Annotated in this window: 22 protein-coding genes; 13 read left to right on the forward strand and 9 right to left on the reverse strand. The window is 44.4% G+C overall.

What is annotated here, in order from left to right; genetic code table 11:
- Positions 1-25: 25 nt before the first annotated feature.
- Positions 26-3373: a transcription-repair coupling factor gene (gene mfd / locus BMX50_RS09680; protein ID WP_091210282.1), complete on the reverse strand. Its 3348-nt coding sequence runs from the start codon at positions 3371-3373 to the stop codon at positions 26-28.
- Positions 3374-3530: 157 nt separating this feature from the next.
- On the opposite strand from mfd, the gene BMX50_RS09685 reads away from it, so the two are divergent.
- The 4 genes from BMX50_RS09685 (at position 3531) to BMX50_RS09700 (ending at position 5544) form a co-directional block, all read left to right on the forward strand.
- A complete protein-coding gene (locus tag BMX50_RS09685; protein WP_091210283.1) occupies positions 3531-3941 on the forward strand; it encodes a DUF4199 domain-containing protein in 411 nt (136 codons plus the stop codon).
- Between the two features lie 28 nt (positions 3942-3969).
- The gene (locus tag BMX50_RS09690) at positions 3970-4242 is read left to right on the forward strand and encodes a DUF2752 domain-containing protein (protein WP_244280911.1); all 273 of its coding nucleotides are present in this window, start codon (positions 3970-3972) and stop codon (positions 4240-4242) included.
- A gap of 117 nt (positions 4243-4359) precedes the next feature.
- Positions 4360-4878 (forward strand): hypothetical protein, encoded by a 519-nt coding sequence (locus BMX50_RS09695; protein ID WP_091210285.1) that lies wholly within the window; start codon positions 4360-4362, stop codon positions 4876-4878.
- A gap of 303 nt (positions 4879-5181) precedes the next feature.
- Positions 5182-5544, forward strand: coding sequence for a TM2 domain-containing protein (locus BMX50_RS09700; protein WP_091210286.1), 363 nt, complete (start codon positions 5182-5184; stop codon positions 5542-5544).
- A gap of 198 nt (positions 5545-5742) precedes the next feature.
- Here the strand turns inward: BMX50_RS09700 and BMX50_RS09705 are convergent, their stop codons facing one another.
- From BMX50_RS09705 to BMX50_RS09725, 5 genes are all read right to left on the reverse strand, one after another.
- A complete protein-coding gene (locus BMX50_RS09705; protein ID WP_091210287.1) occupies positions 5743-7389 on the reverse strand; it encodes a M28 family metallopeptidase in 1647 nt (548 codons plus the stop codon).
- Between the two features lie 190 nt (positions 7390-7579).
- Entirely contained in the window at positions 7580-8902 is a 1323-nt protein-coding gene (locus BMX50_RS09710) for an APC family permease (protein ID WP_091210288.1), read from the reverse strand.
- Between the two features lie 176 nt (positions 8903-9078).
- Positions 9079-9339, reverse strand: a complete 261-nt coding sequence (locus BMX50_RS09715; RefSeq protein WP_091210289.1) for a Txe/YoeB family addiction module toxin — start codon at positions 9337-9339, stop codon at positions 9079-9081.
- Positions 9330-9533, reverse strand: coding sequence for a DUF2683 family protein (locus BMX50_RS09720; protein ID WP_091210290.1), 204 nt, complete (start codon positions 9531-9533; stop codon positions 9330-9332). The genes BMX50_RS09715 and BMX50_RS09720 overlap by 10 nt, the downstream gene beginning before the upstream one ends.
- Positions 9534-9617: 84 nt before the next feature.
- Entirely contained in the window at positions 9618-11372 is a 1755-nt protein-coding gene (locus BMX50_RS09725) for a M61 family metallopeptidase (protein WP_091210291.1), read from the reverse strand.
- Positions 11373-11554: 182 nt separating this feature from the next.
- Here BMX50_RS09725 and BMX50_RS09730 point away from each other — a divergent pair, with 182 nt between their 5' ends.
- The 8 genes from BMX50_RS09730 (at position 11555) to BMX50_RS09765 (ending at position 20728) form a co-directional block, all read left to right on the forward strand.
- Positions 11555-12022: a MarR family winged helix-turn-helix transcriptional regulator gene (locus BMX50_RS09730; RefSeq protein WP_091210292.1), complete on the forward strand. Its 468-nt coding sequence runs from the start codon at positions 11555-11557 to the stop codon at positions 12020-12022.
- 7 nt (positions 12023-12029) lie between these two features.
- Positions 12030-13109: an efflux RND transporter periplasmic adaptor subunit gene (locus tag BMX50_RS09735; RefSeq protein ID WP_091210293.1), complete on the forward strand. Its 1080-nt coding sequence runs from the start codon at positions 12030-12032 to the stop codon at positions 13107-13109.
- Positions 13110-13115: 6 nt separating this feature from the next.
- Positions 13116-16274 carry an efflux RND transporter permease subunit gene (locus tag BMX50_RS09740; protein ID WP_091210294.1) on the forward strand — a complete coding sequence of 1053 codons (3159 nt, stop codon included), beginning with the start codon at positions 13116-13118 and terminating at the stop codon, positions 16272-16274.
- Between the two features lie 6 nt (positions 16275-16280).
- Positions 16281-17600: a TolC family protein gene (locus BMX50_RS09745; RefSeq protein ID WP_244280913.1), complete on the forward strand. Its 1320-nt coding sequence runs from the start codon at positions 16281-16283 to the stop codon at positions 17598-17600.
- Positions 17601-17641: 41 nt separating this feature from the next.
- Complete coding sequence (locus BMX50_RS09750) at positions 17642-18022, forward strand: response regulator (protein WP_091210296.1); 381 nt, start codon at positions 17642-17644, stop codon at positions 18020-18022.
- Entirely contained in the window at positions 18019-18885 is an 867-nt protein-coding gene (locus BMX50_RS09755) for an N-acetylglucosamine kinase (protein ID WP_091210297.1), read from the forward strand. Before BMX50_RS09750 ends, BMX50_RS09755 begins: the two co-directional genes overlap by 4 nt.
- Before the next feature lie 409 nt (positions 18886-19294).
- Complete coding sequence (locus BMX50_RS09760) at positions 19295-20044, forward strand: glucose 1-dehydrogenase (RefSeq protein WP_091210298.1); 750 nt, start codon at positions 19295-19297, stop codon at positions 20042-20044.
- A gap of 102 nt (positions 20045-20146) precedes the next feature.
- The gene (locus tag BMX50_RS09765) at positions 20147-20728 is read left to right on the forward strand and encodes a TetR/AcrR family transcriptional regulator (RefSeq protein WP_091210299.1); all 582 of its coding nucleotides are present in this window, start codon (positions 20147-20149) and stop codon (positions 20726-20728) included.
- Between the two features lie 17 nt (positions 20729-20745).
- Here the strand turns inward: BMX50_RS09765 and lnt are convergent, their stop codons facing one another.
- Together lnt and rsmI are read right to left on the reverse strand one after the other, a co-directional pair.
- A complete protein-coding gene (gene lnt, locus BMX50_RS09770) occupies positions 20746-22380 on the reverse strand; it encodes an apolipoprotein N-acyltransferase (protein WP_091210300.1) in 1635 nt (544 codons plus the stop codon).
- A gap of 311 nt (positions 22381-22691) precedes the next feature.
- Positions 22692-23420 carry a 16S rRNA (cytidine(1402)-2'-O)-methyltransferase gene (rsmI, locus tag BMX50_RS09775; RefSeq protein WP_091210301.1) on the reverse strand — a complete coding sequence of 243 codons (729 nt, stop codon included), beginning with the start codon at positions 23418-23420 and terminating at the stop codon, positions 22692-22694.
- A gap of 118 nt (positions 23421-23538) precedes the next feature.
- Here rsmI and serS point away from each other — a divergent pair, with 118 nt between their 5' ends.
- A complete protein-coding gene (serS, locus tag BMX50_RS09780; RefSeq protein WP_091210302.1) occupies positions 23539-24810 on the forward strand; it encodes a serine--tRNA ligase in 1272 nt (423 codons plus the stop codon).
- A 411-nt stretch (positions 24811-25221) separates the two neighbouring features.
- Here serS and BMX50_RS09785 read toward each other — a convergent pair whose 3' ends face one another.
- Positions 25222-26163: a nitrilase-related carbon-nitrogen hydrolase gene (locus tag BMX50_RS09785; protein WP_091210369.1), complete on the reverse strand. Its 942-nt coding sequence runs from the start codon at positions 26161-26163 to the stop codon at positions 25222-25224.
- Positions 26164-26221 lie beyond the last annotated feature (58 nt).

The raw sequence follows: 26221 nt of genomic DNA on the forward strand, positions 1-26221 counted from the left end.
GGTAGGAAAAATTAAATTATTAGATTTACCCTATCCCAGCAACCTCGCTCAGCATCTTCACAGCTTCGTCAACACTATCAATACCCTCAATGCCTAACCGAAGCGTGTTTTTAACCTCCTTCAGGTTTGTGCGCCTTGGGTTGGCCTGTACAAAGCTCAGTACATTCCTGAAAGCCTCCGTTTCAAAATAGCTTGATTGCTGATTGGTAATAAAATAGCCTCTCAAAACATTTTTCTTGAGCGAGATTTTTTCAAAGCCAATTGCCTTGCCCAGCCACTGCAGGCGCAGGGTATTGAGCAGTCCATCAACCTGTGCAGGCACCGGGCCAAAGCGGTCATGCAGTTTTTGTTGAAATGCCTGCAGTTCTACCTCGTTTTCCAGTTTGGAAAGTTCGGTATACAGGTTATATCGCTCGGAAAGATTGGTTACATACTCATCTGGAATGAGGATCTCCAGGTCGGTGTCAATTTGGGTAAAGGAGATGTATGGACGGGGCTTATCCTCGGGGAATACGCCTTTAAATTCGTCTTCCTTAAGTTCCTGTATGGCTTCGTCAAGGATCTTATGGTACATTTCAAAGCCTATTTCGGCAATGAAACCACTTTGTTCGGCACCAAGCAGGTTGCCGCTGCCGCGGATGTCCAAATCGCGCATGGCCACGTTAAAGCCGCTGCCCAGGTCGCTGAATTCTTCAATAGCGCTGAGGCGCTTGCGGGCCTCGCTGGTTAGCGTTGACAACGGTGGACTTAACAAATAACAATATGCCTTTTTGTTGCTCCTGCCCACACGGCCACGCATCTGGTGCAAATCGCTCAAGCCAAACATGTGAGCGTAGTTGATGATGATGGTATTGGCATTAGGGATATCCAACCCGGCTTCAATGATAGTTGTAGCCACCAGTACATCATATTCGTGGTTAACAAACTTGAGCATTACATCTTCCAGGTCATCCCCCTCCAGTTGGCCGTGGGCAATGCCTATACGTGCTTTAGGTACAAGCTTACGGATCATGCCGCCCAGTTGGGGCAAGTCGGCCACGCGGTTGTGGATAAAGAAGATCTGTCCGCCGCGGTCAATTTCAAACTCAACGGCTTCTTTGATCAGTTTATCATTAAACACATGCAGCTCGGTAACAACCGGCTGACGGTTTGGCGGTGGGGTTGATATAATGGATAAGTCACGCGCTCCCATCAACGAGAAATGGAGCGTACGCGGGATTGGTGTAGCCGTTAAGGTAAGCGTATCCACGTTGGCGCGCATCTGCTTTAGCTTTTCTTTGGTTGATACGCCAAACTTCTGTTCTTCGTCAATGATCATCAGGCCAAGATCTTTGAACTTCACATCCTTGCTCACCAGGCGGTGAGTGCCTATGATGATATCTACCTTGCCTTCTTTTAGCTTTTCCAGCGTATCCTTGATCTGCCTGGTTGATTTAAAGCGGTTAACGTAATCAATGTTAGCCGGAAAGCCCTTGAGCCTATCGGTGAATGTTTTGTAATGCTGTGCTGCAAGGATTGTTGTAGGTACCAATATCGCTACCTGCTTGCTATCAGCAACCGCTTTAAAGGCTGCCCGAACGGCAACTTCGGTTTTACCAAAACCTACGTCGCCGCAAATAAGGCGGTCCATAGGGTGGGGCGATTCCATGTCCCTTTTAAAGTCTGCCGTAGCTTTTTCCTGGTCGGGGGTATCCTCATACAGGAATGATGCTTCAAGTTCGGTTTGGAGGTAACTATCGGGCGAAAAGGCATTGCCATGCTGGGCTTTACGGACTGCATAAAGCTTGATCAGGTCGCGGGCTATGTCCTTAACTTTTTTTTTTGTTGTTTTTTTGAGGCGTTCCCACGTATCGGTACCCAGTTTATTCATTTTGGGAACTGAACCCTCTTTGCCGCTGAATTTGGAGATGCGGTTAAGCGAGTTGATGTTCACATACAGCAGGTCGTTATCGGCATAAATAAGCCTGATCATTTCCTGTTGCTTGCCATTCACATCCACCTTTTCCAATCCGGCATATTTGCCTATGCCGTGGTCTATGTGGGTAACATAATCACCGGGTTTAAGATCGCGGAGCTCCTTAAGGGTGATGGCCTGCGAGCGCTGGTAGCCCTTACGGGTTTTGTATTTATAGTAACGATCAAAGATCTGGTGATCGGTATAACAAGCAATTTTTTGCTCCTGGTCAATAAAACCTTCGCGTACCGAAATACTTATTGGCGTAAATTTTACAGTTTTGTCCAGGTCGTCTAAAATGGCATATAAACGCTCAACCTGTTTGGCCGAATCGGTCAAGATAAAATTCTCAATCTTATCGGCCTCGTTATTTTTAAAGTTGTGGATGAGCAGCGTAAAATCTTTATTGAACGATGGCTGCGGCCGCATATCAAAGTTGACAACGGTTGCATCATGATAAAAAAACTGCTTGCCAAACTCCACCACCGGGAAATCATGGAGCTGATCGCCGATCAGTTTTTCGTCGGTAAAGCCAAATTTAGGATCTATCCAATCGGGATTTTGCGCTTTTTCATCTGCAGAAAGAGCCTTCCACAGGTTTACCGCTTTTTTATAGCCGGTTTGGATAATATCCAGCGTAAACTGAACATCTTTGATCCATACCTGTGTGCCTTGCTCAACATATTCAAGCAGGGAAATATTGTTTTCGGTTAAAAATTTGGATTGTACATTGGGTACAATGGTAATGCTCTTAACATGCTCGACAGAGAGCTGGCTCTCGATCTCAAACGTGCGGATCGATTCAATAAAATCGCCGAAGAACTCAACCCGGTAAGGCAACACGTGCGAAAATGAGAAGATATCTACAATGCCGCCACGAATAGAGAACTGCCCGGGTTCGTACACGAAATCAACCCGTTCAAAATCGTACTCTATCAAAAACTCGTTGATAAAATCGATACTGAGCTTATTGCTAACAGCTATTTCGAGGGTGTTTTTTTCAAGCGATGACCGGTCAATTACCTTTTCGGCCAGGGCTTCGGGGTAGGTAACAATAAGTTGCCCATATTCGGTACTGTGGTTAAGCTCATTCAACACCTCGGCTCGGGCAAGCACATTGCTGCTATCGGGCTGGGTAAATTCAAAGGGCTTTCGGTATGATGAGGGGAACAGCAGGGCTTCTTTGCCGGTAAGGTTTTCCAGGTCGGCCTGGAAATAGCCTGCTTCTTCGCGATCGGGCAGTACAAACACCATGTGTTTGTGCTGCAAAAAATACAATGCTACCGCCATGGCCGAATCGCTTGATCCCACCAAACCACGTAGCTGTACTCTTGGATTTTTTGAGGCGTTAAGCGCGGTAGCTAACGCTTTTATCCTGTCATCAGCCTTATATCTGTCTAATATATCACGGATGTTCAAACCGCGGCAAAGATAAACAAAAAAGAAAAGCCAAAATAAAAAAGCATCAGGCTAAAATTAATGCAAACAATATGAGGGCTTATTTACTTTTTAATGATAAATTTATGTATGTAAAACATGCATACCGATTTATAAACTCAACCTTAATTATTTAATTATGAAGAATGCAGCGTTATCAGGGGGAATCATCGGCATATTAAGTATTATCTGGATATTTGCCATGCCGCGGTTTGGTGTTATGCCGCAAAAAGATGTAGTTGCCCCGGCCGAATACTTTTCATTTATAATACCGGCTATCGGCCTTTTTTTCGGTATCATGAGCTATCGAAAAAATGACTGTAATGGCCAAATGGGTTTTTTAGAAGCCCTTTTTCAAAGCTTTAAGATATTAATTGTAGGCGGTATCATTGCCGTTTTTGGCTCAATACTTTATATCAGTTACGTTTCATCATCGGGCGATAACATAAAGGATTTTTCTGAACGGATTTTTGGTGCATTGATAGTTGGAGTACTGCTCGCCTTCGCGGTATCATTGTTATTTACCAATAAAGCAAACAAACTTGATTAGGCGCTTTTTTTCAAACTATTTTGAACTATTGTTCTGGACCGCTGCGATGCTTTCACTGGCGATGACCTCGCCAACCGAAGAATCGCACTTTACCTTGTGCCCTCTAAAGCTGATGGGCATAGGCTGGTGCCCGGGCTGCGGTCTGGGGCATAGCATTATTTATCTTTTTCACGGCGATATCAGCAATTCGTTTCGTGCGCACTGGCTTGGCATCCCGGCCGTAGCAGTGATCTTTAACCGGATCTATGTGCTTATTAAAGCAAGGCTGATGGAGAGGAATCAGTTTAAGAGTTTAACCTGATTTTTATTGTGTGCGTTGTTAACGCCGACACGCAAGCTTAAGTACTATAGGATTCGCTAACAACATTTATTTGGTATCTAATTGACATTACTATAGTTTTGAGCACCGCAATAGCTTATGCCTAAACTTCATTTGGTTTACAATTATCTTGATGACTATTCTGATCTAACTATCCCTTTTATTGTAGGCTTGGTTTTAGCTTTGTTTGTATTTGCTACATTATCCTACTATTTTAAAAAGGAAAATTTAATTACGCATATTTTTGAATTACTTGGAGGTGATGAAGCGTGGAATGGCGCATTGTTCGGCTCTTTTTTTATTGGGGGGATATTTTTTTTGATTGGAGGCCTGATTATCCCTAACTTTTTAAACCTGCGAAAAGTTTATACAAATCATCAACTTACATTTATAACGGGAAAAGTAACTGATTTTGACCCCATGCCTTATACCGGACATGCAAACGAGTTTTTTAAAGTTAAGAATGTGCCCTTTCAGTTTTCTGATTACGAAACAGGTATAGGGGGCTATCACAATGCAGCTTCACACGGCGGAGTGTTCAAAGAGGGGCTTTATGTAAGAATTGGATATTATCACACGTCCGATCGTAATCTTATTCTGACGCTTGAAACCCAATAGTAAAAACGTACTGATTTTTTCTCTTATAGGGCTTAACTTGTACCAGTGATTGTGCCGTGGTGTGATGTGGCAATTGCGCGCTATACAAAGCAGCCCTGCTTCCGTGCGATTGCCACGCTGCGCTCGCAATGACATGGTTTTTGACTCATCACTTATCGGTAAAATTTCCACGCTATTTTTCACCGCCAAAACAGATCATTTCACCGACTACTTATCTCCGCTAACCTATCTCCTGTAGGCGTTTTATGGCTGCTGCTGTACCTTTATATCATAAAACAATCGCAAACTTTAAAACTTACTGAGATGAACGCTTATCAAAATCCATATATGTCTTTCGACGGTATCACTCCCGAAGAATATACATTTCTGCAACAGGCTACTGCCTCATTAACAGAAGATCAGGCACGCACTTTTATGTCATTTTATGCCAGCAAAAGGCGCAATCCGCAGGATATTATGTTCGCAACGCTTGCAGGCTTTCTTGGTGTATCAGGCGTACAGCGTTTCATGACCGACCAGATTGGTATGGGTATCCTGTATTTTTTCACAGCCGGGTTTTGTTTCATCGGTACCATTGTCGACCTGATCAACTACAAAACCATCGCCAACGATTACAACAGGCAAATGGCCTACGAAAGTTTCAATATCGCTAAAATGAGCAACTAAATCCCTTTAAGGGTATAGTTTCACTATATATCAATAAAAAAATCCACCTTCTGTTACGGGGTGGATTTTTTTATGGTAAAAGAGTCAAAAAACCATGTCATTGCGAGGAGGAACGACGACGCAATCGCATACTATACAGGGCGGCTATGCTTCCGTGCGGCTGCCACGCTTCGCTCGCAATGACATGGCTGAGTTGCCTTACTTCATCGATTTATCTCTTATCGCTTTAAATTCCGAACCTTTTTTCCAGCCGGGGAATGTGGTTTCGTTGCTTAGCTTAGTGCCAACTTCGTAAAGGATATTGGCTATCTGCGCCATGCCGGTTGCATCCATGGTGTCGGTATAATTATCGGCTTGCTGGTGATAGCGGTTATCGCCGTAATCTTTTTGTTTGGCTTCGCCATAGCTGCCGTCATGAATTACGCTGATGCTGCCATTGTTAATATCAAGTGCCGGTATACCCACTTTGGCAAAATTGAAGTGATCAGAGCGGTAGTAGCTGCCTGCTCCGGGATGCCTGTCGCCAACAGTGCTTAGGCCTTGTGCTTTAACAAGCTCGTCAACGTAATCTTCCAGATCGTTCTGGCCTTTGCCTGTAACTGCTATGTCTTTAGTTTCGCCATAGTCGCCAAGGGCATCCATGTTAAGATCGGCAACGGTTTTATTAACCGGGTAAATGGGGTGGGTGGCATAATACTCCGAACCCAGCAAGCCCTGCTCTTCGGCAGTAACAGCTAAAAATACGATGGAGCGTTTGGGTTTTTCTTTAGCCGTGTTAAATGCTTTAGCTACGCTGATGATAGCGGCAACGCCATCGGCGTTATCAACCGCCCCGTTGTAGATACTATCGCCTTTGGCATCGGGCTTACCTATACCAAGATGGTCCCAATGGGCAGTATATAGTACATATTCGCCGGGCTGTGAGCTGCCTTTAAGCGTGCCGATAACATTATGAGATGTTGAATATTTTAACTGATTATTGATGGTTAAAGTAACCGACTGTTTAAGCGGAATGGCCTTAAAGTCTTTTTTACGGGCCAAAGCGCGGAAATCGCCGGTGATGCCCGCTTCGGCCAACAGTTTTTTACCCATATCTTCGGTGATCCAGCCTTCAACCTTGCAGCGGTTCATGTGTTTGTCTTTTTGCTGCAGGTAAAGTTTAGCGCCTGTATTACTGTTGGCTACAACTTCCCAGCCATAGCTCGCGGGCTCTTTTTGATGGATGATGAGGACTCCTGCAGCACCCTGGCGTGCAGCTTCTTCGTATTTGTAGGTCCACCTGCCGTAGTAGGTCATGGTATCGCCTTTGAAAAATGTAGGATCGCCGTTTTTAAATCCCGGATCATTCACCAGCACAACAACGGTTTTGCCTTTAACATCAAGACCTGCATAATCATTCCAGTGGTACTCGGGGGCAACAACGCCGTACCCGGCAAAAACCAGCGGCGAATTTTTAAGCGTTACTGAATCAACCTCACGGCGGCTGAACGTTACAAAATCAGTAGTAGCGTGAAGGCTTAACGGAGCTTTGCCTCCGGTGATCTCCATTATTGGAGAGGGGGTACTGGTGATTTGCACCATAGGTACATCCTGAAAATAGCTGCCATTGTTGCCCGGCTCAAGCCCTGCCAGTTTAAATTGCTCCGAAATGTATTTGATGGCCTTGTCTTCGCCGGCGGTGAAAGGTTTACGGCCCATCATCGAATCGTTGGCTAATGCCGAGATATATTTTTTTATTTCAGCAGCAGTTATGGCCTTTTCGGCGGGCACGGTTTTATTATTCTGGCAGCCTGCAAAAATAGCAAGGCCACCAATAAGCATCAGGTATCGGTGTTTGATTTTCATATTGATGTGAATTTTGGGAAAAGATCGAATTTACGTAAATCCCGGTCAATTATCCAATCACCAAAATGTTGAAGAAATTTAAGCCACGAATTTTTTCAAATTAACCGAATTGCACGAATTTTTCTTTCTGCGTCAAGGTTTGTGAAATACGAACTAATTGTATTAGATAGCCAATATAATTCGTGTCTAATCATTGCTTCAGGTCCGGCCTGCTAAGCTTAATAATTTGCCATGCCACCTCTGCACTTGATAGCGCCACCAGCGCAAAAATAGCTGCCGAAAGGGCTTTAGGTGTTGAGCTTAATGCGCCGCCAAGCGCAACTGCGTAAACAATCAATGGCAGCAATAAAACCAAACATAGCCCGGTGACACTAAGCGGAATGCGGAAAGGCCGTTCCTTCATCGGTTCCTTGATGCGGAGTTTTACAAGGGCAATGTATTCTAAAGAAAGCCCGGCGCCATAAACTGTTACATCGATAATCAGGAGGTCGGCAAAGGTCCACAGTACCATAAAGCTTACTACTATGGAGCAGATAAAGATGGAAACGAAGGGTGTTTTGAAACGAGGGTGAAGCTTGTTCAACCCTTTTGGTAGCAAGTTATCTTCGGACATTACCTGTGGTACACGTGATACGGATAACAACACTGCGGTATAAATTCCCAGTGTGGAGGCCATGCCGCCGGCTGCAACTACTATGCCCAGCCAGTGCCCGCCAATGAGTACGCCTAACGCGGGGAAGCCGCTATCGGTTAGGGTATCATGGTTAATGCCTGATTGCTGGGCTACCCAAATAGCAAAAAAGTAGATCACCATTACCAGCGCGAAAGCTGTAAAAATAGAAATGAGATAGGAGCGTACCGGCTTTTCAACCTCTTCGGCATAAGTGGTTACGTTATCCCAGCCCAGGCAGTTCCACATCACGGTATATAAAGCCATGCCGAACGATGGAAAACTAAGACCCTTTAATGAAGTTGTAGGAATGTGCATTGCCCCGCTGTGGTGATAAATGCCTAATACAATCAATAATATAATAGGGGCAAGTACAGCGGCACTTAAAAACAGCGAAACCCTGCCCACGGGCATAATGCCCAAAATGTTTAGCCCCGCCGATGCCCAGATGATCACCAAACAAACCGGGATCTGAAAGTTTAACAGTTCGGGGAAAAAGAAACCGGCATATTGCACAAAAAGCACCGGGTAAATAGCAAGGTCAACAAAGGTGTAGAGCCATGTCCACCAGCCTTCAATAAAACCCCAGTGCAGGCCGAGGGCATATTTTACCCATTTATAATAGCCGCCGGTTATAGGCATCATGCTATTAAGCTCAAGCACAGTAAATATGGCCGGAACATCCCACATTAACGGAGTTATAAGCAGGATCAGTAAAGCCCCGTGATCGCCGGCGTAACTCAATAACGGTTCAAGGCCGTAGGGACCTCCGGATACAGTAAAGAAAATAACAGCGACAAGCTGTATTGGGCGTATTTTTTTTAACGAGGCTGCAGAGGGCATAAGCTATAAAAATATAACTTATGCGTTAATATTTTAATTTTTTGTTGATGTCCTTAGGGCGTGCTGAACTTGTTTCAGCATCCCATGCGCTAAGTAACACGCATACTAAGCAATCAGCAGCTTGTCCTGTGGGGGACTTAACAAAAAAGGCCAGCTTTGCAGCCGGCCTTCGTGGATCATTCATAATGTCCTCGTAAAGAATAAACATTGATGGTTTCATCAACCACATCATAGATAATGCGGTGTTCGGAGTTTATTCGTCTCGACCACTTTCCTGTTAATTTATATTTGAGAGGCTCCGGTTTTCCTATTCCTTCAAAAGGATGAGCTTTCATATCATTAAATATCTGCGAAATCTTTTTTTGAATAGCCTTATTACCGGATTTTTTCCAGTACTCAAAGTCCCTTATCGCTTTTTCGTATAAGTCTATTTCCATAGGTCGTCGGTATTTACCCTAACGCCTTTTTTGCCGGCCTTTCGTGCTGCTTCGCCTGCTAATACCTGTTCAACAAATTCGGCATTGTATGAGCCTTTATCGTGTTTCTCAAAATTGATTTTGAGCGCTTTTAAAAAAGCTTTTATTGCCGCTGATTGTTCTTTGTTTTCAGGATGTACAATGAATGTTTCCATACACAAATTTAATCAATAATATTTAATTGGCATTAACAAAGAAGGCGCCGTGATGGGCGCCTTCTTCTCTATAAAAAACAATTCTTACAAGCTCAACCACTTTTTCCTTACAGTCAATTGCTGCTCGCTCGGGCTATCAACAGTAACAATATTGTATTTAACGCGGTTGCTTTTCAACAGCGTAATCGGGAGGATAATGGCTTGTCCATCGCGGGTTACAGTAACCTCAATTTTATCGCCGGGATTTTTACCATTGATCATAGTTGCAGCATCGGTAACCGGTGTGCCGTCAATTGCGGTGATCTCGTCGTTTACGTTAATGCCATCGATATAAGCAGCGGTGCCGCGTTGTACGCCGGTCACAATGATCTTTTTATTAGCCGTTGTTGCTGTAGTAACACCTAAAGCCGCATCATTTTTATCGGCCAGCTCATCAACTACTTTGTAGCCGGCGTAGCCTAAGTATTTGTTATAATCAACCGGAGCCAGACCGTTGATGTATTTGGCATAAAAATCGTCAAGTTTTTTACCTGCGAATTTTTCAAAGGCAGCTTTAAATTCAGCATCGGTATAACCGCGTTTTTTGATTTTGTAATACTGAGTGTACATGTATTTCATGGCATCATCTAACGAGTATTTGCCTTTGCTATCGTTGATGATCTCCAAATCAAGCATCATACCGATGATCGCACCTTTATTATAATACGATATAGTGGTATTGTTGGAGTTTTCGTTAGGACGGTAAGCTTTGATCCAGGCGTCGAAGCTTGATTCGGCAACGGTTTGTACATCTTTACCGGGCAGGTTTTCGAGGATATTGAACTCGCCTTCCAGGGTATCAAAGTAATTGCCGACAGGGAACAGCTGAGTACGGCGAACTATAATGCCCTGGTAATACTCGGTAAATCCTTCGGCTATCCACAGGTTGGTAGTGTAGTTTTCGGTATCATAATCAAACGGACCTAAAACTACCGGGCGCAGGCGTTTTACATTCCACAAATGGAAATGTTCGTGCGCAACCAGGCCTAAAAAGCTTTGGTAGCCTTTATCATTAGCATAGTTATCGCGCGATGCGCCTAAAACAGTTGAGCTCAGGTGTTCCAAACCACCACCGTTACGCTGGCGGTTGTGTACTATAAATACATAATGTTTGTTAGGGTTCTCGCCAAAAACGGCGGCTTCCTGATCAACAATTTTATGGATATCGGCTTTTAATTTTTCCTTGTCATAATTACCGCCGCCGTACATGCATATCTCATAATGAACACCCGATGCATCAAAGCCAAAAACATCCTGGTTGCCTACTTCAATAGGCGAATCGAACAGGATATCAAAATTGGGCGATAAACGGGTAAAAGGATCATTATTTACCATGTCGAGGCTGGTTGAAACCTTATCCCAGTTTTTGTATGGTTTAATATGGATGATAGCGGGCGAATGCAGCATGTTGGCCGGATAAATAAAGATACCGGTAGTTGAAAGGAAGCCGTGTGAGGCATCGATAAAGCTGGTACGTACCGAAAGCTCAAAGGCGTAAACCCTGTATTTTACCGTTACCGCCGAAATTCCTTTTGTAACAATTTGCCAGGTATTCTTGTTGATTTTGGGTGCTGCAATTGGCTTGCCGTTGGTTTCGGCATTTAATGATTCAATGTTTTTTGCGAACTCGCGTACCAGGTATGAGCCGGGCGTCCATACCGGCATTTTAAGCTCAAGGGTGTTTTGTTGAAGGCCGGTAATGTGCATTTCAATGTCAGCATAATGGGCCTGGGCTTCCGGAAACGAAACATTGTAGTTGATTTGAGCGTTGGCGGCCGCTTTGCTGATGGTAGTACTCATAATTAAAAGCGTTAGAAAAAATAACGTGCGTAGGTTGGTCAGTTTCATGGTCGCAATTTATAAAAATTATATAATCAGTTATGAATGTGGCATTACTGCACCCCAAACACCGTTGTAAAATGGTTGATACATGCAACTATTGTTAATGTTATGCTATTAGTTTTACATCGATTTTTAAGTCGATGGAACTGATTGAACCTATTTCGCGCAAGCTAATCCGCTTAGGTAAACTGTACGTGGATGTACTGGTTAAACATACCACTCACCTGGATGTTACCCGGTACCATTACATACTTTCGCTCATTTATTTTCACGACGGTCAGCTTACACAAAACGCGCTGGCGCACCTGCTGGGCAAGGATAAATCGGCCATGGTGAATATCATCAACCTGCTTACCGAAAAAGGTTTTGTTTACCGCGAAAACAACCCGAACGACAGGCGGCAGCAACTGCTACGGGTTACCGATAAGGCAAAACTGGCCGTGCCGCAGATCATCGAAACATTTGAAAATATTAACGCAGATAGTACCGAAGGCATATCCGAAGCCGATATGCAGGTATTTGAAAGCGTACTTACCCGCATGCATAAAAATTTAAAACCATTAATATCACCCGAAACAACCCTACAAGCTAAACCACACACGGATTAAACAAAGTATGAAAACGAAATATATTATTTACACGGCGCTGGCCCTGCTGGTTGCCTATTTAGTTTACAATAAATTTTTTAGCGAGGGGGCAAAGAAATCGGCCGCGGCTATGGCTTCGGGTAAGGGCGATAAGAAAAAGGGCGGTCCGGTAGGCGTTAACGTAATGATAGTTAAAGAGACAGCAGTAAATAACATCATTGATATTACCGGTACTATTGATGCCAATGAAAAGGTAAGCCTGATAAGTCAAACCGCAGGCAACATCACCGGCATATATTTCAACGAAGGCACTAAGGTAACAAAGGGGCAACTGCTGGTTAAAGTTTATAACCAGGATTTGGAAGCTTCGTTGCAACAAAACCAATACCAGGTAGCATTGGCTAAACAACAGGAAAGCCGCAACCGTCAGTTACTTCAAAAAGAGGCCATAAGCCAGGAAGAATATGATACCTCGTTAACTTCCTTAAACTCCTTAAAGGCTGCCGCCGATGTCATTAAGGCGCAGATTGCCCGTACCGAAATCCGTGCGCCATTTTCAGGCACTATCGGTTTAAGGAATGTGAGCCCCGGCAGTTATTTGTCGCCATCATCACCTATTGCCAACCTGGTTAATATCGATCCGGCTAAAGTAACTTTTGCTGTGCCTGAAAGGTACCTTTCTATACTGGGCCCAGGCAGCAAGATCAGGTTCAAAACCGAAAGCTCGATGGAGAATTTTGTGGGTACTGTTTATGCTATTGATCCTTCAATTGATGCCAGCTCACGTACTATTACTGTACGCGCTAAAGCGCCAAATCCTAAAGGTATATTAACTGCCGGTAGTTTTGCCAAGATCAATTTAACACTTGATCAAATCCCTAAAACCATTTTGCTGCCAACGGAGGCAGTTATTCCTGATTTGAAAAGCAGCCTGGTTTGGATTTACCACAATGGTACCGCGGTATCAAAGCCGGTAAAAACAGATCTGCGTACAGATACTAAGATTCAGGTTATTGAAGGCTTGAAGCCAGGTGATAGTGTTGTAGTATCGGGCCTGATCCAAATGCGTCCAAAAGTGCCTTTGAAAATTTTAAAAGTTATTAAATAAACCAATATGAGTTTATCCTCAGTAAGTATTAAGCGGCCGGTATTGGCAACAGTAATGTCTGTGGTTATTGTTGTGTTTGGTATTATCGGCTATAAATTTTTAGGGGTGAGGGATTTCCCTTCGGTTGACCCTCCAATTATTTCGGTATCCACCAGTTACTCTGGTGCCAATGCCGATGTAATTGAATCGCAGATAACGGAACCGCTTGAAAAATCAATCAATGGTGTGCCGGGCATTCGTAACATCTCGTCAACAAGTTCGGTTGGGCAAAGTAACATCACAGTTGAGTTCGATCTTGATGCCGACCTGGAAACGGCCGCTAACGACGTGCGCGATAAAGTAAGCCAGGCCCAGCGCCAGCTGCCGCAGGATATTAACGCCCCACCGGTAGTAACCAAGGCCGATGCCAGTGCCGATCAGATCATCACCCTTACCGTAAGCAGTAATACCCGTAACATAAACCAGCTGGATGATTATGCGGAAAATGTGTTGTTGGAAGGCCTGCAAACCATCCCCGGAGTAAGTACCATCAACGTACAGGGACAGCGCCAGTATGCTATGCGCCTGTGGATTGACCCCAACAAACTTTCGGCCCTTGGCGTTACAGCCACCGATATTGGCGCAGCTTTAGCTAAAGAGAACGTGGAGCTGCCTGCCGGTAAAATTGAAGGTAACAATACCGAGGTTACCATCAGGGCCTTAGGTAAACTGGCAACCGAGAAAGATTTTAACAACCTTATTATCCGTGCCGACAGCAGCCGGGTGATCAGGCTGAGCGATATTGGTTATGCTGTATTAGGTTCGGCGAATGAGGAAACCATCTTTAAAGAATCTGGTGTGCCGATGGTTGGTTTGGCTTTAGTGCCGCAACCGGGCGCTAACTATGTACAGATAGCCAAAGATTTTTACGCCCGTTTAGAGCAGATCAAAAAAGATTTGCCCCCGGATATTTCGGTAAAAGTGGCTTTGGATAATACGAGATTCATTAACCAATCAATTTCTGAGGTACAGGAAACACTCATCGTTGCGTTTGTTTTGGTGGTAATTATTATCTATCTCTTCTTCCGCGATTGGCTGATAGCTTTCCGCCCGCTGATAGATATCCCGGTATCATTGATCGGTGCTTTCTTTATCATGTACATCTTCGGCTTTTCCATCAATATCTTAACCCTTTTAGGGATAGTACTGGCAACGGGCCTGGTGGTGGATGATGGTATTGTGGTAACAGAAAACATCTACAAAAAGGTAGAGGCTGGTATGGCAATCCGCAAGGCAGCATTTGAAGGTTCGGCCGAGATTTTTTTCGCGGTAGTATCCACATCGGTTACGCTGGCCGCGGTATTTTTACCCATTGTGTTTTTACAGGGCTTTACCGGCCGCTTATTCCGTGAGTTTGCAGTGGTGGTAGCCGGGGCGGTATTGATATCGGCATTCGTATCCCTGTCGTTAACGCCGATGCTTAATGTAAAGCTGATCCGTAAAAATCAAAAGAAATCAAAGTTTTATGAAAGAACGGAGCCGTTCTTTGTAAACATGATCAACTCATATTCTGAGTCTCTTGTTAAGTTTATGAAGCGTAAATGGGTGTCATTTGCCATTCTTGCTGCATCAATCATTATCATTGGGGTGCTGGTAAAAGTTATCCCGTCAGAGCTTGCCCCACTTGACGACCGCAGCCTGCTGCGTTATAGTGTAACCGGTTCGGAAGGTGCAACCTATGAGTACATGACCAAATACATGGACAAGGTATCTAACCTGGTTGAGGATTCAATTCCCGAATCAAACGTTAACCTTGAAATTGTATCACCATCGTTTGGTGGTGGCGGCGCATCAAATACCGGTTTCGGTAGGGTAGGGCTCGTTGGCCCAGAGGAGCGGAAACGCACCCAACAGGAGCTTGCCGACTGGCTCAACGCCAAACTGAGGAAAATGCCAGACGCCCGTGCCATTGTAGTGCAGGAACAAACCATAAGCGGCGGTGGTTCGGGATCAAAAACATCATTGCCGGTGCAGTACGTTATTCAGAACCAGGATTTTGAAAAGATCCGCAAGGTACTGCCAACGTTTTTTGCCGAGGTATCAAAAAGCCCTGTTTTCCAGGGAACGGATGTTAACCTGAAATTTACCAAACCCGAGCTGCGTGTGGTTACCGACCGCGAGCGTGCCCGAGATTTAGGTGTTTCGGTTGATGATATTGCCCAAACGCTGCAGTTGTATTATAGTGCCGGCCGTTTGGATTATTTCCTGATAAATGGTAAGCAATACCAGGTGATAGCACAGGTTGACCGCGCCCACCGTGATCAGCCGCTTGATTTGAAATCAATTTATGTGCGAAGCTCAAAAGGGACATTAGTGCAGCTGGATAACGTAGTTAAAACAACCGAGGGAGCAACACCTCCGGCCATTTACCACTTCAACCGTTATAAATCGGCAACACTATCGGCTGGTTTGGCTCCGGGTTACACCGTTGGTGATGGTATCAAAGAAATGGACAGGATCTCCAAAAGCCTGCTTGATGATACTTTCAGTACTGCGTTAAGTGGTCCGTCACGTGACTATGCCGAAGGCTCATCAAACATCCTTTTTGCTTTTGGCTTTGCATTGCTGCTGATCTACCTGGTATTGGCTGCCCAATTTGAAAGCTTTATGGACCCGCTGATTGTGATGCTCACCGTGCCGTTGGCTATTTCTGGTGCATTTTTATCATTGTGGCTGTTTAACCAAACCCTCAATATTTTTAGCGAGATCGGGATCATCACCCTGGTAGGGTTGGTAACCAAAAACGGGATCTTGATTGTAGAGTTTGCCAACCAGCGGATGGAGCAGGGGGTAGCCAAATACGAGGCGGTTGTTGAGGCTGCAACTGCACGTTTACGCCCAATATTAATGACAAGTCTGGCTGTAGTGCTTGGTGCGGTGCCAATTGCGTTTGCGTTGGGTGCCGGTGCAAAAAGCCGCGTATCATTAGGGATTGTTATTATGGGTGGGATGCTATTTTCATTGGTGCTAACGCTTTATATTATCCCGATGATGTACCTGCTGCTGGCTGCCAAAAGTCGGAAAGACCACGACCACGATCCTGAAGATATGGCCGCCGAAGCCGAAATGGCTGAAGCCGCACGTCATCCGCACCACCATGAACCTAAACTGATCGAAAACCTGTAATATAATATGATGATCAAGAAAATAACCTGCCTGGTTTTTGGTTTTGCAATGGTATCAACCATCGCCTTAGCCCAGCAGGATGCACCGTTACTGACTTTAAAAGATGCGGTAGAAATTGCGCTGAAGAATAACTATAATATCAAGTTGTCGCAAAACAACTCAACCATAGCATCAAACAATGTAACATTAGGTAATGCTGGCGTTTTACCGCAGTTAACCGGAAATTTTTCGGATAATAATAGTCGCCAGTCAACTAAGCAAACGCTTAGTACCGGTAAGGATAATAATATCAACGCGCATAACTCAAACAACAGCTATGGTGTAAACCTTAACTGGACTATTTTTGATGGCTTCAACATGTTTGCTACGTATGACCAATTGAAACAGCTTGATAAGCTTGGCGTTTTACGGTTGCAGGATACCGTTCAACGCACGGTAGCCAACGTGGTTAATACTTATTATGACCTCATCAGCCAAAATGAACAAATCAAAGCACTTAAGGGGGCTATAGGTATCTCACATACTCAACTGCGTATTGCTACAGATAAGTTTAATGTAGGCCGGGCTTCAAGGCTTGATGTGCTTAACGCCCAGGTAAACCTGAATACCGATACCGGCAACCTGATTATTCAGTATCAGTTATTCAAATCAACCAAAATACAGCTTAACCAGTTACTTATCCGCGATCTTCAATCAGACTTTTCGGTAGCAGATACCATTGTGGTTGACGATAAACTAACCCTGGCCGATGTACTTAACAATGCCCAGCTGCAAAACCCGGGGATTTTATCGGCACAAATTAATCAGCGACTGGCCGAGATCAACCTTAAGCAGGTTCGCTCAACACGTTATCCGCAGGTTGGGGTAACATCGGGTTATGTGTTTACTAACAGCAAAACTCCAGCGGGCTTTACAGTATCGCAAAATGTACACGGCTTTAACTATGGGCTTACGGCATCAATTAACATTTTTGATGGCTTTAACCAAAACAGGCGCGAAAAAAACGCGAAGATCCAGATAGATAATGCGGGTATTGCCGCCAAGCAAACCAAACTGAATATTGAAAGCCAGATTAACAGTTTGTTTGTGGCATATTTGTCGGGCCTTGATTTGGTTAAGCTCGAAGAAGCCAACGTTAACCTTAACAAAAAGAACCTGGATATTACGCTTGATAAATATAAGTTAGGCAATATTACACCCCTTGAGGTAAGGGAAGCTCAGCGGAATTACCTTGACGCGCAATCAAAGTTTTTTGCTGCGCAATACCAAAGCAAGCAAGCCGAGATCATGTTAAAACAAATAACTAACAGTATTAACATCCAATAAAAAATATTTTAATAATAGGTTTAAAAACTTATTTTTGAAACATGACTACCCCTTTTAAAACCTGCCTGCTTATTGATGATAACTACATTGATAACTTTATAACGCGGAGGGTTTTAGAGAGTAGTAATTTTGCAGAAAAAATCATTGTGCGCCAATCGCCGATGGAGGCTATTGAATCACTAAGAGACGGATCGGTAGATCCTGATGTTATTTTTTTAGATATCAGGATGCCATTGATGAGCGGCTTTGAGTTTCTGCAAGAATATGATGGGCTGGAAATTGCTAAAAAAGGAATAAAAATATATATGTTATCATCATCGCTTGACCCTACAGATATGAAGCAATCAAGCGATAATAAACATATAACCCAGTTTATTCATAAACCACTTACTGTTAAAGCGCTCGAAGAAATTTGTCAATGATCTTAGTAGCAGATAGCGGATCATCAAAAACTGATTGGCTGCTGACCGTTTCAGACCAGGAAACCCGCTCGTTTCTTACCGCGGGGTTAAACCCTTATTTTTTAACCGAAAAGGAGATAGCCCGCATTGTGCTGGAGCAGGCCCCGGAAATGGTGGCGCTCGCTGCCGAGATTTCTGAAATTTATTTTTTTGGTGCCGGGTGCAGCAGCCCCGATAGGCACGAAATTGTATCAAACGCCCTGAGCCAGCATTTTGGCAAAGCATACATCAGTGTTGACAGCGACTTGCTTGGGTGTGCTTATGCAACCTGTGGTCAGGAAAAAGGGATTTGCTGTGTGCTGGGAACTGGTAGTAACATTTCCTTTTTTGATGGCGAAGACATTTACGATGGTCAGCACGGCCTTGGTTTTGTTTTAGGTGACGAAGGTGCCGGCACCTGGTTCGGTAAAAAGCTGGTCACCGACTTTTTATACGGCAATATGCCGCACGATATCAGCCAGAAATTTGACAAGGCCTATCACCTGAACAAAGAAATCGTAATTAAAAATGTTTATCAAAAGCCTAATGCCAACACCTACCTTGCATCGTTCAGCAAGTTTGTAAGTGAAATAAAGGCCACCGAATACGGGCACTCTATGCTGGTTGACGGGTTAGTAGAATTTATTGAAAGTAACATCAAATCATACCCCGAATACCATAAATACAAATGCCACTTTGTTGGCTCTATCGCTTATTCATTTTCTGAAGAGCTGATCTCGTTATGCCACCTTCATGGCGTAAAAACCGGCAAAATCATCAAACATCCCATAAACGATCTGATGGCCTTTATCCTGAAAAGGAACGAAATGGCAACGGAAGAGTAGCGTTCAGGGAAATCGTTTTGCCGTTTAATCAACAAAGCGTTTTGTTTTGCCCCTCTGGGGCAAAGGGTATCCTATAATTTTACATGCTACAAACCTTTTGCACCTCTGGTGCACCTGCCTTGAGTATATCTCAATTAACGCCTGTTTAAAATCCCCCAGAGGGGGAAAAGGTTTGTAGACAATAAGGTCCAACCCATTATCTGAACCCCAGAGGGGTTCAACTCGCGCACATTATCACGTACTATTGATTTGTGGGTTAACTTAAAGTCACAGAGAGCCCCAAGAAGACATAATAGGATCGTATCATTTGTCATCCCAGCATAATAAAAAACAATTCAGGAACGATTATTCCAAAATGAATATACATTTGCGGAACGATTATTCCAAAATTAAATTAATCTTCCATAAAATGAAAAAATTAGAGAACAAAGTAGCAGTTGTAACAGGAGCATCAAAAGGTATCGGTGCAGGTATAGCTAAAAGCCTGGCCTCAGCAGGAGCAGCAGTAGTTGTAAACTATGCGTCAGATAAAACAGGCGCCGATAAAGTTGTGGCTGAGATTGCCGCAAATGGCGGCAAGGCTATAGCTGTACAAGGCAGCGTAGCGGTAAAAGCAGATGTTGATCGTCTTTTTGCCGAAACCAAAGAAGCTTTTGGCGGTGTTGACGTTTTGGTAAACAATGCAGGTGTATATCAGTTTACGCCGATAGAGGCCGTTACAGAAGAAGAATTTCACCGTCAGTTTAATACCAACGTACTTGGTTTGTTGCTTGCTACTCAGGGAGCGGTAAATAACTTTGGTGATAATGGCGGTAGCATAATCAACATAAGCTCAACTGTAACCCGCATTACCCCTCCACAAAGTGCTATTTATACCGGCACTAAAGGCGCGGTTGATTCTATCACACAGGTATTATCAAAAGAGCTTGGCCCTAAAAAGATCCGTGTAAACGCAATTAACCCGGGCATGGTTGAAACCGAAGGAACACACACAGCAGGGTTTATCGGCAGCGATTTCCAGGTTGAGATTGAAAAAACTACGCCGCTGGGCCGCATCGGTCAGCCGGATGATATAGCACCTGTTGCCGTATTCCTGGCATCTGATGAGTCACGCTGGTTAACCGGCGAAATTATTCTTGCAAGCGGCGGCGTAAGATAATCACGCCTGCGAAGCCCGGTTACACAAACCGGGAGGGCATACGGTTAACAATTAATTAAAAATGAATAGCTTTGCCCACAAAACGGGTAAAGCTTTTCTGTTATGGCACGAAGTAAAGATTTTGATGAAGCCGAGGTATTGGGCAAGGCCGTTTGCATTTTTTGGCATAAGGGCTACAATGGCACGTCTATGCAGGATTTGGTTGACGGTTTAGGTATAAGCCGCTCGAGCTTGTATGATACCTTTGGCGATAAACACGCTTTATACATTAAAGCTTTGGATAGCTATCAAAAGGCCGGGGGAAGTCAGATGTGTGATATTATCAATAATACAGCATCGGCCAAAGAGGCTATAAAAAAACTTTTGGAGCTTACTATGAGCACGCTGCTAAATGATGAGCAACGTAAAGGTTGTTTTATGGTAAATGCAGAAATTGAACTGGCATCGCTTGATGCTGAAGTTAAGAATGTGATCTGCCGGAACGAGCAGCAGTTTGAAAGCGCCATCCTGCGTGCCATAAAAAAAGGGCAGGATAGTGGCGAGATCCATAACCGTCAGGACGCCCTTGCGCTGGCCCGGTTCATTATGAATGCGGTAAGGGGCATGCAAGTATCGGCCAAGGCAACAGCCGACACGGCTTTTTTTGATGATATTATAAAAACAACCTTGTCGGTACTTGATTAACCATTTCGCTTAATTACTTAGGCTGTTATTGCCTGTTTTTTCCGCAGCCTCATCCCCAGTAAAAATAATATACCAACGCCCGCCAGCATACTGCCCGTTTGCGAGATATAGTCGCCATGTTTAACGTAGAAAGTGAGTTCGCTGTTAAGGTTGATATCTTGTTTAATGGCTGCTTTAGTCCACCATTCGGTGTGTTTAACCACATCGCCGCGTTGATTGATGAATCCGGAGATGCCGGTATTGGCCGATTGGCAAACCCAGCGGCGCGTTTCGATTGCGCGAAGTTTGGCGTAGTCTAAATGCTGGTCTTTACCCGAGGTGTTTTCCCACCAGCCATCGTTTGTGATAATGGCAATAAATTGCGCCCCCTTTTTAACCGAGCGGGCAATATAGCCTCCCCAAATTGATTCATAGCAAATAACAGGATCAACTCCGATGCCGCTTTGCGAGTAAAGTACTTTCGCGTCTTTGTCGGGAGCATAGTTACCGGTTGCGCCGCCCAAATGTTCAAAAACCGGTTTAAGAAAAGAAAGTGCTTCGCCAAAAGGCATTGATTCGGCCCCGGGTACAAAGCGTGATTTATGATAGGTTTGGATCCGGTCGCCATTTTCTAAGTTAAGGGCTGTGCTGTAAAAATCAGCAAACTGGTCGCCGCCAAATGGTGACGGAACAGCCGTTGAAGTGGCCCTGTTGTTATAAAGCCTATAGGTTTCGGCGCCTGTAACCAGGTTTCCATTTGGGTACTTGCGTAAAAAATATTGTGCTTGCTTAACAAAGTCGTTTTGGCCTATCTGTTCTTCGTTAATATAAACCGGCGCTGGGATAGCTGTTTCGGGCCAGATAAAAAACTCAGTATTGGGTTGTGCCACCTGCCGCGAAAGGTGGATCAGGATATCAACCTGTAAGGCAGGAGGGATAGTGCCATCCTTCTCATACGGATCGATATTGGGCTGAGCAACAACAACGTTTGATGGGTTTACTTCCTCAACATAATTACTATAAACCATTAGCGAGTAGCCAAGAGGAGCAGCTATGATAATTACAATAGCTGTGACGAGCACCATTCTTTGACGTTTTATTTGTGCTTCGCGGAACCCTGTATAAATTAAAAAGGCCAGGATATTTACAGCCCAAATCCATACAGTACCACCGTACACGCCGGTGTACTCATACCATTGTATCCATTGATGTGCTACGGCAAAGCCGTTACCAAGTGTCATCCACGGAAAGTAAAGGTCCCAGCTTTGGTGCAGGTATTCGTAGCCGATCCAAAAGCAAACCAGGCCAATGAGCGCTATCCAGCGGGGAGCAACCAATCTCAGCCTGTAATATAGCCAGAAAGCCATTGCCATTAACAGCGGCCCAAGCGAATAGGGGATAAGCGTGATAGGAACAGCAACAACTTCGCCAACTATTTTAAGCGCATTGTAAACCCAGTAAACAGATAATGAATTCCAGATAAAAAAGCCGATGAATGTTACATTAAATACCCGCCTGCCTTTTTTAGGCCTGTCATCATTAATGATGTTTTCAATGGCCAGCAGCATAGGCACAAAGCCTATAAAAAGTAAAAATGTAGTATAAGGGGTGGGCGGCCAGGCTATCCACAATAATAAGCCCGATAGTATGGCTAATGGTAGGTTTTTTTTCATGTAGGGTGACAATGTATTATTCAGTTGTCGCTGTATTTATTCAGAACCGTCATTGCGAGGTACGAAGCAATCCCCGACAAGCAAATCCGCTCTGTATAGTTTGGGATTATTAATACTTATAATTTGTTTTTTATAGGTATTAATGAGCTCTCTCCGGTCGGTTGTCTTCGTACCTCGCAATGACGCTTTTTATTTGCGTATATGAAACCATGTCATTGCGAGCGTAGCGTGGCAATCGCACGGAAGCAAAGCAGCCCTATATAGCATGCGATTGCTTTGTACCTCGCAATGACATAGTTTGTGCTTATAGGTTACTCTTCCTCCTCGTCCCTGTCATACTTTCCCTTTGCAGGCTTAGCCGCAGCCCCTGCAACACACATTACAAACTCGCCTTTCATAGGGTGTGTTTCAAAGTACTGTTTTACTTCAAGCACAGTACCCCGCACGGTTTCTTCAAACATTTTGGTAAGCTCGCGCGACACCGAGATCTGCCTGTCGGCCCCGAAATAAGTTGCCATCTCATCCAGTGTTTTTAACAAACGGTGGGGCGACTCATATAGTATGATGGTCCGTTCCTCTTCAGCTAAAAACTTGTACCGCGTTTGCCGGCCTTTTTTAAGTGGTAAAAACCCCTCGAAACAAAACTTATCGGTAGGGAAGCCCGAGTTAACCAATGCCGGCACAAAGGCGGTAGCACCCGGCAGGCATTCCACAGCGATATTAAACTTCAAAGCTTCGCGAACGAGAAAAAAGCCCGGATCAGATATGGCCGGCGTACCGGCATCCGAAATGAGTGCGATATTTTTCCCCTGCAGCAAAAACTTAATGATCTCGTTGCTTGATTGGTGCTCGTTATGCTGATGATGTGCAAATACTTTTTGATGGATCTCGAAGTGTTTGAGCATCGGAGCGGAGGTACGGGTATCTTCAGCCAGTATCAGATCCGCCTCCTTCAACACGCGGATGGCCCTGAAGGTCATATCCTCCAGATTACCTATCGGGGTGGGGACTAAGTATAGTTTGCCTGTTGGGTTGTTCATGAGTTTTTAGTGGCAGTTGCAGCAGGCAGTTGCAGTTATTTGGTCATGTTCTAAAAAAAACTGCCGCTGCTACTTAAAACTGCTACTTAAAAAATATCTTTGCCTAAAAAATAAAATAATGCTGCAAGTTAGTTATATCCGTGATAACCGGGAACAGGTTTTGGAACGTTTGGCTGTAAAAAATTTTAAACAGCCCCAACTGGTTGATGAAATAATTGAACTGGACGACAAACGCCGCTCCACTCAAACCAGTATGGATAATGTTTCGGCCGAGGCCAATGCAGCTGCAAAACAGATAGGCGAGCTGATGCGCGCCGGTAAAAAAGAAGAAGCCGAAGGCCTTAAGGGCAAAACAGGTGCCTGGAAAGAAGAGATCAAAAAGCTTGGTGAACTGCTTACCATAACCGAGGAAGAATTATATCAAAAACTGGTGTTGCTGCCTAACCTGCCGCACAGTTCAGTGCCTAAAGGATTGACCCCTGAGGATAATGAAGTCGTGTTAGAGAACGGTACTAAGCCCGAATTGCCTGCGGATGCTTTACCGCACTGGGAGCTTGCTGCAAAATACAACCTGATTGATTTTGAACTGGGCGTTAAAATAACCGGAGCCGGTTTCCCTGTATACAAAAACAAAGGTGCTAAGCTGCAACGCGCATTGATCAATTACTTTATTGACGAAGCCGAAAAAGCAGGCTACAGCGAAGTAAGCGTGCCTTTAATGGTAAACGAAGCATCAGGTTTCGGTACTTCACAATTGCCGGATAAAGAAGGGCAGATGTATCACGTAGGTATCGATAACCTGTACCTGATTCCTACTGCCGAAGTGCCTATTACCAACCTGTACCGCGAGGTGATATTAAAAGAAGACCAGTTACCCGTGCGTAACTGCGGTCATACACCATGTTTCCGACGTGAAGCCGGTTCATATGGTGCGCATGTGCGTGGTTTGAACCGCTTACACCAGTTTGATAAAGTGGAGATTGTAACTATCGCCCATCCCGATAAATCATACGAGATATTGGAACTAATGAGCAGCCACGTACAAGGATTGTTGCAAAAATTAGGTTTGCCATACCGTGTATTGCGTCTTTGTGGCGGCGATATGGGTTTTGGCTCGGCCTTAACTTATGATATGGAAACCTGGAGCGCGGCGCAGCAACGCTGGCTGGAAGTTTCATCAGTATCAAACTTTGAAACTTTCCAGAGTAACAGGCTTAAACTACGTTTCCGCAATGCCGATGGTAAAACACAATTAGCGCATACGTTAAACGGCAGTGCACTGGCCCTGCCGCGTATAGTTGCTACTTTATTGGAGAATAACCAAACGGAAAAAGGTATTAAAGTGCCGGAGGTACTTGTGCCTTATACTAAGTTTGAGTGGATTGATTAGCGCCCCTGCTCCCTAAAGGGGGAGTTTGAAAAGATAAAGGCCCGGCAGGTTCATCCTGCCGGGCCTTATGCTTTTTCTTTGCGCTCGTTTTTAACGACAAATGTTGGGAAGATGAATGTTACCTGGACAAACAAACAAAAACCATGTCATTGCGAGCGCAGCGTGGCAATCTCGTCGCCAATGCATGTCCGATCTGCATAGCTACGAGATTGCTTCGTCGTTCCTCCTCGCAATGACATGGCTTTTTAAACAACATTCTAAGTGATCCTCATCTTTTCAATATCTGTGGTTTTTAACGAGAGCTTAACATGGGTTAGCGTTTGTAACGCGACTGGCGATGCAATCGCCACGCTCATTACAAATGAGCGCAAGTTGTACACCGGTGGTGATATGTCCATCGGTATCCTAACATCAAAGCCAAACCACTTTTTGAAAACTTTCATGTTCGCGACCGATGATATCCCGGTATAGATCTGGTTTCCTGGCCTGGATGTAACGATAGCCACCTGCTTTTTCCAGCTTATCGGGTGTTAGTTCGGCTATTGTAAATTCGTTTTCAAGTGATCTGCATTCGCTCATAATATCGCCGTAAGGATCAATGATCATAGAGCAGCCGTTTTTTAGCTGATCATCATCCATGCCTATCGGGTTGGAGAATACGGCGTAAATGGCGTTATCATAAGCGCGGGCGGGTAGCCATTTCATCAGCCATTGCCTGCCTTTAAGGCTGTCAAATTCCTGGCGAAGCAGATGGGCATTTGCTTCTTTGTTTTTCCATAATTTCGGGTCAACAAAACCGGCTCCTGGTCGGGTTGACGGTGTACACATGGTAACGTGCGGCATAAAAATTACCTGTGCCCCAAGTAAGGTTGTTGCGCGTACATTTTCAATTACATTGTTATCATAACAAATAAGGATCCCGCATTTCCATCCATACAAATCAAATACGGTATATGCGGTGCCCGGTAAAAGATGCGGATTAATAAAAGGGGGTAGTTTGCGATGTTTGGCTATTAGTCCGGTTTTATCAACGCATACGTAAGCTTTAAATAAATTATCGTCTTTGTCCTTTTCAAACAGACCCGCCAGTATGGCGATATCATATCGCCGGGCGTATTCGGTCAGTGCGATAATGCTCGGCCCGGAAGGGATCTCTTCGGCCAGGTCAAGCATCTGTGTTTTGTTTAGCGTCCGGGCAAAGGTATACCCCGTTATGGAACATTCATGAAATGCTATTGCTTTTGCTCCTTTTGCGGCGGCATCTGCTGCCATTTGTTCAATAACGGATAAATTATAGGCTTTATCACCGCTTTTATTTTCAAACGGTGCCGTGGCAATTGTTAGGTTTTCCATATGCTGATCATCGTTTTTCATTTCAAAATTATCTGAAGTATGGCGGATAGCATTGTAA

This window comes from Mucilaginibacter gossypiicola (assembly GCF_900110105.1).
Taxonomy (GTDB): Bacteria; Bacteroidota; Bacteroidia; order Sphingobacteriales; family Sphingobacteriaceae; genus Mucilaginibacter; species Mucilaginibacter gossypiicola.